17 protein-coding genes and 3 tRNA genes are annotated in these 12,076 nt (G+C 52.6%); 11 read left to right on the top strand and 9 right to left on the bottom strand.

The window, feature by feature from the left end; genetic code table 11:
• The first annotated feature begins 711 nt into the window (after positions 1-711).
• The 10 genes from EH164_RS08905 to EH164_RS08860 are packed head-to-tail and all read left to right on the top strand — an operon-like array spanning position 712 to position 5,263.
• Positions 712-1,257 (top strand): ead/Ea22-like family protein, encoded by a 546-nt coding sequence (locus tag EH164_RS08905; protein WP_124967973.1) that lies wholly within the window; start codon positions 712-714, stop codon positions 1,255-1,257.
• Positions 1,254-1,634, top strand: a complete 381-nt coding sequence (locus EH164_RS08900) for a VVA0879 family protein (protein WP_124967972.1) — start codon at positions 1,254-1,256, stop codon at positions 1,632-1,634. Before EH164_RS08905 ends, EH164_RS08900 begins: the two co-directional genes overlap by 4 nt.
• Complete coding sequence (locus tag EH164_RS08895) at positions 1,631-2,383, top strand: hypothetical protein (protein WP_124967971.1); 753 nt, start codon at positions 1,631-1,633, stop codon at positions 2,381-2,383. The genes EH164_RS08900 and EH164_RS08895 overlap by 4 nt, the downstream gene beginning before the upstream one ends.
• 9 nt (positions 2,384-2,392) lie before the next feature.
• Entirely contained in the window at positions 2,393-2,614 is a 222-nt protein-coding gene (locus EH164_RS08890; RefSeq protein WP_124967970.1) for a TraR/DksA C4-type zinc finger protein, read from the top strand.
• A complete protein-coding gene (locus tag EH164_RS08885; RefSeq protein WP_124967969.1) occupies positions 2,604-2,915 on the top strand; it encodes a hypothetical protein in 312 nt (103 codons plus the stop codon). The genes EH164_RS08890 and EH164_RS08885 overlap by 11 nt, the downstream gene beginning before the upstream one ends.
• Positions 2,912-3,451 (top strand): hypothetical protein, encoded by a 540-nt coding sequence (locus tag EH164_RS08880; protein ID WP_124967968.1) that lies wholly within the window; start codon positions 2,912-2,914, stop codon positions 3,449-3,451. Before EH164_RS08885 ends, EH164_RS08880 begins: the two co-directional genes overlap by 4 nt.
• A 1-nt stretch (position 3,452) precedes the next feature.
• On the top strand, positions 3,453-3,689 hold the full coding sequence (locus EH164_RS08875; RefSeq protein WP_124967967.1) for a hypothetical protein: 237 nt from the start codon (positions 3,453-3,455) through the stop codon (positions 3,687-3,689).
• Positions 3,689-3,958 carry a hypothetical protein gene (locus EH164_RS08870; protein WP_124967966.1) on the top strand — a complete coding sequence of 90 codons (270 nt, stop codon included), beginning with the start codon at positions 3,689-3,691 and terminating at the stop codon, positions 3,956-3,958. The genes EH164_RS08875 and EH164_RS08870 overlap by 1 nt, the downstream gene beginning before the upstream one ends.
• 28 nt (positions 3,959-3,986) lie before the next feature.
• Complete coding sequence (locus EH164_RS08865) at positions 3,987-4,244, top strand: DUF4224 domain-containing protein (protein WP_124967965.1); 258 nt, start codon at positions 3,987-3,989, stop codon at positions 4,242-4,244.
• On the top strand, positions 4,244-5,263 hold the full coding sequence (locus EH164_RS08860; protein ID WP_124967964.1) for a tyrosine-type recombinase/integrase: 1,020 nt from the start codon (positions 4,244-4,246) through the stop codon (positions 5,261-5,263). Before EH164_RS08865 ends, EH164_RS08860 begins: the two co-directional genes overlap by 1 nt.
• Positions 5,264-5,360: 97 nt before the next feature.
• Here the strand turns inward: EH164_RS08860 and EH164_RS08855 are convergent.
• The 6 genes from EH164_RS08855 to uvrY form a co-directional block, all read right to left on the bottom strand.
• Positions 5,361-5,447 (bottom strand) — tRNA-Leu (locus tag EH164_RS08855).
• Positions 5,448-5,459: 12 nt separating this feature from the next.
• Positions 5,460-5,533, bottom strand: a tRNA-Cys gene (locus tag EH164_RS08850).
• Between the two features lie 54 nt (positions 5,534-5,587).
• A tRNA-Gly gene (locus EH164_RS08845) sits at positions 5,588-5,663 on the bottom strand.
• Positions 5,664-5,811: 148 nt separating this feature from the next.
• Entirely contained in the window at positions 5,812-6,360 is a 549-nt protein-coding gene (pgsA, locus tag EH164_RS08840; protein ID WP_023480080.1) for a CDP-diacylglycerol--glycerol-3-phosphate 3-phosphatidyltransferase, read from the bottom strand.
• A gap of 56 nt (positions 6,361-6,416) precedes the next feature.
• Positions 6,417-8,249 carry an excinuclease ABC subunit UvrC gene (uvrC, locus tag EH164_RS08835; protein WP_124967963.1) on the bottom strand — a complete coding sequence of 611 codons (1,833 nt, stop codon included), beginning with the start codon at positions 8,247-8,249 and terminating at the stop codon, positions 6,417-6,419.
• Entirely contained in the window at positions 8,246-8,902 is a 657-nt protein-coding gene (gene uvrY / locus EH164_RS08830) for a UvrY/SirA/GacA family response regulator transcription factor (protein ID WP_042712093.1), read from the bottom strand. The genes uvrC and uvrY overlap by 4 nt, the downstream gene beginning before the upstream one ends.
• 461 nt (positions 8,903-9,363) lie before the next feature.
• Between uvrY and EH164_RS08825 the strand changes: the two genes are divergently transcribed.
• The gene (locus EH164_RS08825; RefSeq protein WP_042712094.1) at positions 9,364-9,588 is read left to right on the top strand and encodes a DUF2594 family protein; all 225 of its coding nucleotides are present in this window, start codon (positions 9,364-9,366) and stop codon (positions 9,586-9,588) included.
• A 65-nt stretch (positions 9,589-9,653) separates the two neighbouring features.
• On the opposite strand, the gene sdiA is transcribed toward EH164_RS08825, so the two are convergent.
• From sdiA to tcyL, 3 genes are all read right to left on the bottom strand, one after another.
• Positions 9,654-10,376: a transcriptional regulator SdiA gene (sdiA, locus tag EH164_RS08820; protein WP_042712095.1), complete on the bottom strand. Its 723-nt coding sequence runs from the start codon at positions 10,374-10,376 to the stop codon at positions 9,654-9,656.
• Between the two features lie 269 nt (positions 10,377-10,645).
• Positions 10,646-11,398 carry an L-cystine ABC transporter ATP-binding protein TcyN gene (gene tcyN, locus EH164_RS08815; protein WP_124967962.1) on the bottom strand — a complete coding sequence of 251 codons (753 nt, stop codon included), beginning with the start codon at positions 11,396-11,398 and terminating at the stop codon, positions 10,646-10,648.
• Complete coding sequence (gene tcyL, locus EH164_RS08810; protein ID WP_124967961.1) at positions 11,395-12,063, bottom strand: cystine ABC transporter permease; 669 nt, start codon at positions 12,061-12,063, stop codon at positions 11,395-11,397. The genes tcyN and tcyL overlap by 4 nt, the downstream gene beginning before the upstream one ends.
• Between the last annotated feature and the right edge of the window lie 13 nt (positions 12,064-12,076).

The raw sequence follows: 12,076 nt of genomic DNA, 5'->3' as shown, positions 1-12,076 counted from the left end.
TAAGTATTTACAACTAAATATACTTGAAGGTATATTTTAATCCACGGCGTATGGCACATGCGTCGAAGCGGTCCACAGCCTCCCTTGAAGTACTGCATTGGGCTTGTGGGTAGCCGGAATGTGCAAGGCAGGTAAGCACGAGATCGACTCACCATCGCGGCGATACGGTGTGACACCTCGGAAGCAGACGAGGACGCAACAGGAGAGAGCAGTCGGTAATGTTGCCCTGGTTATGCAGTCGAAAGACCCGCAAATAATCGCAGTCCAGGTTCGAATGCTCTCCCCGTTGTGGTGAATGCGGCTCAGCGCGCGCGGGACAGTTAACCAGGTCTTTATCAGGTGGTTTGGTACCCGATCGCACGTAACTGGATGCGATCACCGGGAGGCACCCGGCACCACAAAGTAACAAAACGCAGTGTGTAGTCATTGGCGGCATCGGATCTTATTTTCCCGTGAAGGTGCCGCACTTTTTTCGCATAGATGCAAGCGCGCTCCGGCACTCTCCCTCAAGTGTCTGGTCGTTAATGCAAACTCCTCGGAGCGCGCTTACATCTGTGTGGAGATACCTGGGCGGTTGCAGCCGCCCGCTTCATTAAGCGCCCTTCGCTGTTCAGGGCGTTTATTAAAGCGAACCTATTTTAATTAATCGCCAGCCGGCGAGGGATTCGTGCAACCAAAAATCGCGCGTTGCAGCGCGCAGGAGATACCAACATGCGAATGAATGCCAAAGAGCTGATCGCCGACGCCAGAGTGACAGCCCCTACTCTGCCACCAGCAGCAGCAAAGCTAATGATCGCTATGGCAGACCGTCTCGATGTTCAGTTCGTGGTGCTGTGCGAATCGCGGAACGAGGCAAAGCAGCTGGCTGGGGAGAATGCTCTGATGAAGTCGGCTATTAAGACTCACAGCGAATCGGTCCACTTCTGCGTGGGTTGTGGAAAAGATGATCCATGCAGCAATGACGATGTTTGCTATGCACTTGAAGAAACTCCAGCCACTGATGCATTCCTCGCCTCCCTGCGCGCAGAAGCTCGCAAAGAGGGTGCTGTCTTTGCAGCAAACAGAATTTTGGCAGCCTGGGATGCTGGTTTCGTTGAAGACACACCAGAAAACGCGGCGGATATCGCCCGCACAATTCTGATGTCTACGGAATTTATGGACGAAGCACCCGATGGTGATTTCGATCGTTCTTTCGCTGATGAAGTGCTTGAGGCCATCGCCGCCCAGTTGCGCATCAAATCGGAGGTGCAGTCATGATCACCATGACACTCGACGAGTTTCGCACCGAGATTAAAAACCAAGGCGTTGAGTGTAACGACTTTGCTTTCAGGTGCCCAATGTGCGGAACCATTCAATCAGCAAAAACGCTTATAGCTGCAGGAGCCGGTAAGGATTTCGAAGAGGTTGAGAAGTACCTAGCCTTTTCCTGCACTGGTCGCTTTACAGGAAAAGGCAGCCCATCCAAGGAGACGGGAAAAAACCACGGCTGCAATTGGACACTGGGTGGTTTATTTAGCATGCACAAGCTTGAGGTGGAAACTCCTGACGGTAATAAGCACCCTCGCTTTGAAGTGGCCACCCCTGAAGAAGCGCAAGAACTGGCGATGAAAGGCAACGCAGGAGACAGCCAATGATCCATTTCCATGGCGGCCCTATTACCCCAGATACCTGCGCTTTGAAAGCGTGGAAATCTCGCCATGCTTTCATCAGCTTTGCTAATGCCGGCCAGTTGCCGCTGGCAAGTGAAGTGTGCCAGTCATTCGCTTTGGATAACGGGGCTTTCAGCTTCTGGACTAAAAATCGCGTCGTTAACTGGCATGATTATTACGCCTTCGTCGCGCGCTGGGGTAATCACCCGCGATTCTCCTTCGCTGTCATTCCGGACGTCATCGGCGGCAGTAGTGAAGAGAATGACGCTCTTATCGCTGAGTGGCCACACGGGAAATTTGCTGGCGCTCCGGTTTGGCACATGAATGAACCAGACGAGCGCTTCATCCGGTTGTGCCAGGACTTTCCACGAGTGTGCATTGGAAGCATGGGCGAGTACGACGCAAAACGACCGCGCCACTGCGTTGCCAGATTGCGTGACCTGATCCGACACGTTGTCGATGAGAACGGCTACCCGATTACAAAATTACACGGCTTACGAATGCTGAACGCCGACATTTTCAGGCACATCCCTTTGTCATCAGCAGACAGCACCAACGTCGCGCGCAATATCGGGATCGATAAAGCCTGGAAAAAATCAGCCTATTCGCCAGCAAGTAAAGAGACGCGGGCTGCGGTGCTTGTTGAACGCATTGAATCAATGAACAGCGCCAGCTCACTGAACTATGACGCCGGGCGCGACAGGTTTATGCCACAACTGGCCTTCGAAATTTAAGGAGTCAGCATGACAGCCGAAATCATAGACCAGGCCAACGAGCTGGTAGAGCTCAACATGGAGCATGCCTTACAGCGTCATCGCATCGACCGTAACGCTGTCTCCGCTGAGAAGTGCGAAGCGTGTGGACTAGAAATACCGGAAAAGAGACGCTCTGCAATGCCCGGTTGCAAAACCTGCGTCGATTGCCAGCAGCTGAAAGAGCTGCGGGGAGGCATACATGCTCGCTAAATTAATCGCGCTGTTGAACGGCACCAGTCCGGAAAGCAGAGAGTTCGATTACACCCGGCAACACTGGGGCCACGCCCTCCACTTCGTTCGCGGCTTCAAGCCGAAGGGGAAAATGGAGATCACCGGCCACTTCTTCGGCGCAGGCCTGATTCACGAGAAGAATCCCAAGAAAGGTGACACCTTCACCATCGCTTTGACCGGCAACCAGATCGGCGTCCTTTGCATCAAGGCCATCGAGTTCTACCGCGATCCCAGCGATATGTTTTACGCCACTGTTACTTTCGAGGGGTTGAAATCATGACAGAGCAACTGAGCCGGGAGCGGCTGGAAAAAATCGCATCATGGCGTGAAAAGTTCGGCGCTGACCACAACGTAATGTTGCCAGCTGAAGAAGCCGAAGCGATGGCCCGCATGCTGCTGGCGGGACTGGACAGCAAGCCGGTAGCGAAGGTTGAGACTGTCGGGGTTTGTTGGTACGCAGATAACGGGGTGCCTCGCAAACCTGCTGTTGGTGCCGCTCTCTACGCCGCAGCGCCAGCGCCAGCGCCGGTGGCTGTGCCTGATGAACTAACCCGAGAAGAGTACAAGCGTCGTTTCATAGAAGAAGATAATTTTGATGATACCTATCGTGGTGGGTGGAAAGACTACCGCGCCGCCATGCTCAAGGCCGGGCCTGTAACGGCGGCTACGGTACCGGATGGGTGGAAGCTTGTTCCGGTTGAGCCGACTAAAGAGATGATTGACGCTGGATGGTCATATTACATGACAACAAAATCACCTTCATCACTTGGCGTTTATGGCGCCATGCTAGCAGCAGCGCCTGAGCAGGAGGTGTGAGGTGGAAACTATTCAGGACATCCGTAACCAGTTAGAGGCGATAGTTGTTGCCGCTCACCGCGTCGCATGCTCCCTCGATCTCGGCGAAGAACGCACTGAAGCTTTCGTGCTATATGAGGCGCTGCGCAGGCTTCAACGCCGTGGCGCTGCCAGTGAAATGCTGGTAGCTACCAATCCCCTTCTAAATTTTCCATGTGAGGATGGCGAGGAAGATGAAGACTGGGACGAGGACGACTAATGCCCAGCAAACTGAAGCTGCGGCGCCAGCGCCGTCTGCGTGAAGATGTGATCTGGTGGCGCGCTGAAGCAATGGACTGTAAAGCACGCGTGCTGGAGTTGGCGAACCTGCTGGAGGAAGCCCGCCGGCAGCGCGTACCGATGCCGGTGCTGGTACCGGCCAGGATAATCAAGCACGTGGCTGCGGCCACCAGCGAACCGAAGATTTGTATCAGCTGTAACGACGGTGCCCGTCACGGGTGCTCGTCATGTGCGTACCGATTGAAATAGCCGGTTGCACCCGGCAGTGGAGAATCGCATGGTTGAATTACATGGCGCAAGCCAGTACGGAAAAAATGAAAATGACATCATTTCCGACTCAGATATTAAGAAATTAACCGGTTATGCAATCCCGTCAAAACAGTGCAATAAACTGCGCGACGCTGGAATATTTTTTATGACCAGACCTGACGGTCGCCCAAGCACAACTTGGGCACATTTTAATAACCCTCTGTCACATCGCAAAAGTGTTAAAGAGCACGATGGACCTGAGCCGAACTTTGGAGCGCTTGAATAATGCCAAGACGCCGTAAAAATAAAGAAGATGCATGGATGCCGCCGAGGGTATATCTCGGCAGATCCGCATATGAATTTCATCCAAAAGCCGGAGGTAACATCCGGCTATGCGATAAAACATCAACCCAGGCTCAAGTATGGGCAGCGTGGGAATCACTGATGAATCAGCGCCCGGATGATTCGCTTTTTGCTGGTCTGATTGAGCTATTTTTTAAGTCAGCAGATTTCTTTGAATTAGCGAAAGAAACTCAAAAAGACTACAAGAAATATTCTAAGAAAATCATAGATGTATTTGGGAAAATGCCTTCTGACAGCATTAAACCAGAGCATGTGAGGAAATATCTTGATAAACGCGGTGTTAAAAGCCGGACGCAAGCGAACCGTGAAAAGGCGTTTATGTCTAGGGTTTATCGATGGGGATTTGAACGAGGCTTTGTTAAGGGGAACCCAACTAAGGGGGTCAAACAATTTAAGGAGACGGGTCGGGATCGTTACATCACGGACGAAGAATACACCGCCCTGTACAGCGTGGCACCCAACGTCGTCCGTGCGGCAATGGAGTTGGCTTATCTTTGCTGTGCCAGGCAGAACGATGTGCTTGAGATGAAGAAAAGCCAGTTGATGGCTGAAGGCATCTTGATCAAGCAGAGCAAAACTTCGGTAGCTCAGATCAAAGCCTGGTCAGATCGTTTAACTGCTGCGATTGATATGGCTAAAGCGCTGCCCCTAAATCCGGGCATGAGTAGCCTGTATATTATCCATCAACCAACAGGCCATAAATATACGCGTGACGGTTTTAACAGTCGCTGGAGAAAGGCAAAAGAAGAGGCTCGTATTGCATATCCGCACCTGTCTTTTGATTTCACATTTCACGATCTCAAAGCAAAAGGCATCTCTGATTTGCAGGGGAACATTTACGATAAGCAGGCTATATCAGGGCATAAAAACGTTGAACAAACTGCACGCTATGACAGGAAGATCACCGTTGTTCCGGTCGTTGGCGGTCAAAAAATATTATGAATGGGTATTATGAAACACAGATTTCAGGCACAAAAAAACCACCTTTCGGTGGTTTCACGACACTGCTTATTGCTTTGATTATTCTGATTTTTCCCCATGGTACCCGGAGCGGGACTTGAACCCGCACAGCGCGAACGCCGAGGGATTTTAAATCCCTTGTGTCTACCGATTCCACCATCCGGGCTCGGGAAGAAATTGGAGGCGCGTTCCGGAGTCGAACCGGACTAGACGGATTTGCAATCCGCTACATAACCGCTTTGCTAACGCGCCAAAATCCTTCAGGCTTTTCAGCCAGCACCCGCTGTAACAGCCGATGCGTAAAACTGGAGCGGGAAACGAGACTCGAACTCGCGACCCCGACCTTGGCAAGGTCGTGCTCTACCAACTGAGCTATTCCCGCATCATCAAGCGTGTTGTAATCGCTTGATTTTATTATCTTCTGGCAAGCTGTGCCGCCTTCCGATGCGTTGCATTCTACTTACCTGACGCAATGAGTCAACGATATTTTTCAAAAGCACGATCGTTTGCTGAAATTTGCGACGAAACGATCACGGTTCGAGCAGATCGCCGCGCGCAGCGTTGAGATATTGCAGCATCGACCACAGCGTCAGCACTGCGGCGACAAAGAAGAGCGCAATACCGGCGTACTCAACCCACTGGTTCGGTCGCCACAGCAGCCACACCAGCGCCACCATCTGCGCCGTGGTTTTGACTTTACCAATCCAGGAGACCGCCACACGGCTACGCTTGCCCATCTCTGCCATCCACTCGCGCAGGGCGGAGATGATAATTTCACGGGCGATCATCGTTGCCGCAGGCAGCGTCACCCACCAGCTGTGATAGTGCTCCGCCACCAGTACCATCGCGATCCCGACCAGCACCTTATCGGCCACCGGATCGAGAAAAGCGCCAAAGCGCGTGCTCTGGTTCCAGCGGCGCGCCAGATAACCATCAAACCAGTCGGTTACCGCCGCGCAGCAAAAAATAAGGGCGCAGACAAACGGCGCCCAGTTGAACGGCAGATAGAACGCCAGAACGAAAAACGGGATCAGGATGACGCGAAAAAGGGTGAGCAACGTAGGAATATTGAATCGCATGTTGGCGTTAACTGTCTGTTGTCCGTAAAATTTCGCTCTATGTTGCTACAGAGCCCCTAATGTTTCAACGAGTAGAAGATCTTTTCTGCCAGACCTTGCGAGATGCCCGGCACTTTCGCAATTTCCTCAATGCTGGCGTTCTGTAACCCTTGCAGACCACCCATATATTTCAGCAGCATCTGGCGGCGTTTCGGCCCCACCCCTTCGATGGTTTCGAGCGAACTGGTGTTCTTCACCTTCGCTCGTTTTTTACGGTGTCCGCTAATGGCGTGATCGTGCGATTCATCGCGAATATGCTGAATCACATGCAGCGCGGGCGAATCAGGCGGCAGGCTGAACCCCTCCCCTTCCGGCTCGAAAAAGAGCGTCTCTAAACCGGCTTTACGATCTGCGCCCTTCGCCACCCCCAGCAGCAGCGGCTTATGTTTATCCCACGGCACATCCAGCTCGGCAAATACGGTTTTCGCCTGACCCAGTTGCCCTTTACCGCCGTCAATCAGGATCACATCGGGGATCTTGTTCTCTTCAATGGCTTTGCCATAGCGGCGGCGCAGCACCTGGTTCATCGCCGCGTAGTCATCCCCCGGCGTAATGCCGGTAATGTTATAGCGGCGATACTCGGCGCGCACCGGCCCGTTGGGGTCAAACACCACGCAGGAGGCGACCGTCTGCTCGCCCATAGTATGGCTGATATCGAAGCACTCCATGCGTTTGACCGCAGGCAGATTCAGCACGCTCGCCAGCGCGGCAAGCCGCTGATGGACCGTCGACTGCTGAGAAAGCTTAGTACTGAGCGCCGTCGCGGCATTGGTGCGCGCCAGCTTCAGATAACGGGCGCGATCGCCGCGCGGTTTGGTCTGCACATTGACTTTACGCCCGGCCAGCTCTGAGAGGGAATCACCCAGCAGGGTTTTATCGGTAAGGTCAAAGTCGAGCAGGATTTCGCCCGGCAGCGTGCGCATCTGGCTGCCCTGCAGATAAAACTGGCCGACAAAGGTTTCGACCACTTCGCCAAGTTCGGTGCCGCCCGGCACTTTCGGGTAGTAGCTGCGGCTGCCGAGAACCTTGCCCTGGCGAATAAACAGCACATGCACGCAGGCCATGCCAGCGTCAAACGCCACGCCAATGACATCCAGATCGTCGCCGTTATTGGAAACAAACTGTTTCTCCGTTACGCGACGTACTGCCTGGATTTGATCGCGCACGCGCGCGGCTTCTTCAAAATCGAGCGCCTGGCTGGCTTTCTCCATTCGCGCAATAAGCTGGGTCAGCACCTGATCGTCTTTACCGGCGAGGAACAGCCGCACGTAGTCAACCTGCTGCGCGTACTCCTCTTCGCTCACCAGCCCCTCGACGCACGGGCCAAGGCAGCGGCCAATCTGGTATTGCAGGCACGGACGGGAGCGGTTGCGATAGACGCTGTTTTCGCACTGGCGAACAGGGAAGATTTTTTGCAATAACGCCAGCGTTTCCCTCACCGCATAGCCGTTCGGAAAGGGGCCGAAATACTCCCCTTTCGCATGCTTCGCGCCGCGATGGGTTGCCAGACGAGGGTGCGTATCGTTGCTGAGGAAGATAAACGGATAGGATTTATCGTCCCTCAGCAGCACGTTGTAGCGAGGCTGGTAAAGCTTAATGTAGTTGTGCTCCAGCAGCAGCGCTTCGGTCTCCGTGTGCGTGACGGTCACGTCGATCTGTTGGATCTGCGCGACCAGCGCTTCGGTTTTGCGCGAGGCTAGATTGCTGCGGAAGTAGCTGGAAAGACGTTTTTTCAGGTCTTTTGCTTTACCGACATAGATAACGGTACCGCCGGTGTCATACATGCGATAGACACCGGGCTTGCTGGTTACCGTTTTCAGAAAGGCTCTGGAATCAAAAACTTCAGTCACTGACTTATTAACGTCTCCGCATTGCACAAACCATGGCGAATGGCGAGGTGCGTCAGTTCGACGTCACCGTGAATGTTCAATTTACTGAACATCCGATAGCGATAGCTGTTCACCGTTTTCGGGCTCAGATGCAGTTGCTCTGAGATCTCATTGACCTTCTGGCCCTTTGTGATCATCAGCATAATCTGCAATTCACGTTCCGACAAACTGTCGAACGGTGAATCTGTCTTTTCTGGCTCGATTTGGCTAAGCGCCATCTGTTGTGCAATGTCAGAAGCGATATAGCGTTGGCCTGAGTGAACGCAGCGAATGGCGTTAACCACGTCCTGCGGCGCAGCGCCTTTCGTGAGATAACCCGCAGCGCCAGCCTGCATCACTTTGGCGGGCAAGGGGTTTTCGGTGTGAACGGTAAGCATGATGACTTTTGTGTCGGCACTGCCGCGCGCGATTTTACGCGTCGCTTCAAGGCCGCCGATACCGGGCATATTCATATCCATGAGAACAACATCAACCGCATTGGTACGACACCATTTAATGGCGTCTTCACCGCAGTTGACCTCACCCGTCACTTTTATGCCCTTAATATCTTCGAGAATGCGTCGTATCCCTGCGCGCACCAGTTCATGGTCATCAACAAGTAGTACGTTGATCAAAGGAGTATCTCCGGAAAAGGGATAACGCTGCGAAAACTAATTCGGCATATATTAGCTTTTTTTTAGCCCATAATGAAAGGCAAAAAAACAACGAACGCCAATTTTGTTCTCGTTTTTGGAAATGAAGTTGTACATAAGCTGGAAACTTTTTTCAATATAAAAAACGAAGCGGTAAAATCATAATCTCTTTCTTTTCAGAAAGTTAGCAAAAGACGCAGGATTATGCAGAAGAAATTACCCTAATAGAGTTGTTACAGCAATTAACCACGCTTAACGCGCGCTAAACATATATTTGATGTGCAACATTATGGCTTCCTTATTTTTCAACCAGACCTCAATCAATTACTTTCTATAGCGGTGAAAAAACAACCACTGCTTTTTTTTATAAGCCTTGTGGTATACTTCGCGGCCTTAACAGCAATCGTCGCGAAAGTCCGTGACAATGTAATGAGGAAAATAAATTGAGCACACCTGATTTCACTACCGCCGAAAACGCAAAAGAACTGGCGCAGGAAGTCGCTTGCCTGAAGTCGATGATTACCCTGATGCTGCAAGCGATGGGCCAGGCTGATGCAGGCCGCGTCATTATTAAAATGGAAAGATTAATTGCACAGATGGAAGATGAAGCTCAGGCCGACGTATTTTCCAGCACCGTTAAGCAAATTAAACAAGCTTACCGCCAGTAATTACTCGCCGGCTGTCAGGCGCTCTGACAGCCGGAATCACTTTGCGACTTCCGTCGCATTCGCTATTAAATTATTCCCGTTGCCGCCGCATAGCAGGCAATTTGCGTTTTATTCGGCGCGTTAAATTTCTTCTGCATATTCTTCTGGTGGAAATTGACCGTGTTTTCGGAGATAGAGAGAATCATCGCTATTTCCGCCGAGGTTTTCCCCTCTGCCGTCCACTTCAGAATTTCGCGCTCGCGTTTACTGAATTTCATCTCCGGTGTCATCACCGTATGGTCCGCAAGGCGCGTCAGTGCCAGCAGGCTCAACTGCACCAGCGTCTGCAAACGCATCTCTATTTCATCATCGGCCATCGTCTTGCCAAACAGGCTGGAACGCGAGACCGACAGAAAGCCGAGCGCATGATTAGGCAGCATTAAACACTGCGAAACCCCTTTGCGCAGGCCGTGGTCGCGTGCGGCATCCCACAATGTCATCGCATCATGAAAGAGTTTATCGTTCCACGGCAAGTGTCCCTGGATGAAGTTTTCAGGCTTCAGCACCGGATCGACAGCGAAGTAATTCTCTGCCTGATAGTGCTCCATCCATCCAGGCGGATATGAGGTTTCCACGCTCAGCTTCGGCCGGGTGAAAGGCACCGGATGCCGCACGCAAAGCGAGTAATAATCAAACTCCAGTAGCTGTGTCTGCTGCTGGATCTCCGTATAAACGTCCTGTGCCACAGTCATTTCCTGAAAACGCGAAATCATTTCACGACGCCAGGTTAAAAAATCTTTTTGCTGCATACCGACCGGTAATACCCCTGCATTTATTAATCATATTTTTGTATACAATAAGCTAACACATAAAACTTAATTATAAATATAAAATATCGGGATAATTGGTAAGGAGTTCACTTTATTGCCGAATTAAAGCACGGCGAATGGCGGGAAATAAGGCGCAAAAGACAACATTATTTCCCTGGCATAGGTGGGCTAATTGGTTACTTTAATAAAGGCTTTAAGTAAAATCGTCGCGATTCAGCGCCTGGCACTGCTGAATCGCGCGATCTGATTTACTGGGTGAGGAATTTTTCAAGGAACTGCTGCGTGCGCGCCTGCTGTGGTTCGGCAAACAGCGTTTTCGCCGCACCCTGCTCTACAATGCGCCCCTGATCCATAAAAATCGCCCGATCCGCGACATCGCGGGCAAAGCTCATCTCATGGGTGACGATCACCATCGTGCGTCGCTCCTGCGCCAGTTGACGAATAGTGTTTAACACTTCGCCCACCAGCTCAGGATCGAGCGCCGAAGTAGGTTCGTCAAAGAGGATCACATCCGGGCGCATTGCCAGCGCGCGGGCTATCGCCACACGCTGCTGCTGACCGCCGGATAAACGGCGCGGATAGCTGTTCTCTTTCCCGCTCAGCCCCACTTTCGCTAACAGTTCACGCGCTCGTGCCAGCGCCTCCTCCTTCGGTTCGCCTTTAACAATCACCGGGCCTTCAATAATGTTTTCCAGCACCGTGCGGTGGGGAAAGAGGTTGAAGTTCTGGAAGACAAAACCGACATGCTGCCGCAGTTCGCGGATGGCACTTTTCTGCTGGCCAACAGAGCGGGTGGCGTCAATGGTGATATTCCCGACACGAACAGAGCCGCTCTCCGGCTGCTCAAGCAGGTTAATACAGCGCAGCAGCGTGGTTTTCCCCGAGCCGCTCGGGCCAATGATCGCTACCACTTCGCCCTCTTCCACCTGCAGATCGATACCGTGCAGCACCGTCTGCCCCTGGAACTTCTTCACCAGGTTTTTTACATCGATTGCGCTCATTTCGGATCCTGCTCCTGCCGGTTAAGCTGGTTTTCAAAGTAGTTCTGCAACGTCGAGAGCACCGTCGCCATCACCCAGTAAATGAGCGATGCCGCCAGATACATGGTGAAGACCTCCAGCGTGCGCGAGGTGATAAGCTGCGCCTGGCGAAACAGCTCCGGCACCTGAATGGTTGCCGCCAGCGAGGTATCTTTCACCAGGCTGATAAAGCTGTTACTGAGCGGTGGCAGCGCCACGCGCGCCGCCTGCGGCAGAATGGCGCGGCGCAAAGTTTGCCACGGCGTCATGCCGATACTGGCCGCCGCTTCCCACTGCCCTTTATCGATCGACGAGATCGCCGCGCGCAGGGTTTCTGCCGCGTAGGCCGCCGTATTGAGCGACAGGCCAATCATCGCCGACGGGATCGGGTCGAGTTCGATACCGAACTGCGGCAGACCGTAGTAGATCATAAAGAGCTGGGCAATAAGCGGCGTACCGCGAAATATTGAGATATAGAAACGCGCCAGCCAGCGCAGCGGCAGCAGCTTCGACATGCGCATCAGCGCCAGTATAAAGCCGAGCAGCAGGCCAAAAAACATGCCGCCGATACTGAGCTGTAGCGTGAAGACCGCGCCCTTTAGTAAATAGGGGGCGGAGTCGATAACGAGTTGTAGGCTCTCTTGCATTCTGGTTTTTCTG

This window comes from Kosakonia sp. CCTCC M2018092 (assembly GCF_003864115.1).
Classification (GTDB): domain Bacteria; phylum Pseudomonadota; class Gammaproteobacteria; order Enterobacterales; family Enterobacteriaceae; genus Kosakonia; species Kosakonia cowanii.
Note: the sequence above shows the minus strand (reverse complement) of the source record. Positions and strands in the feature narration are given on the sequence as shown.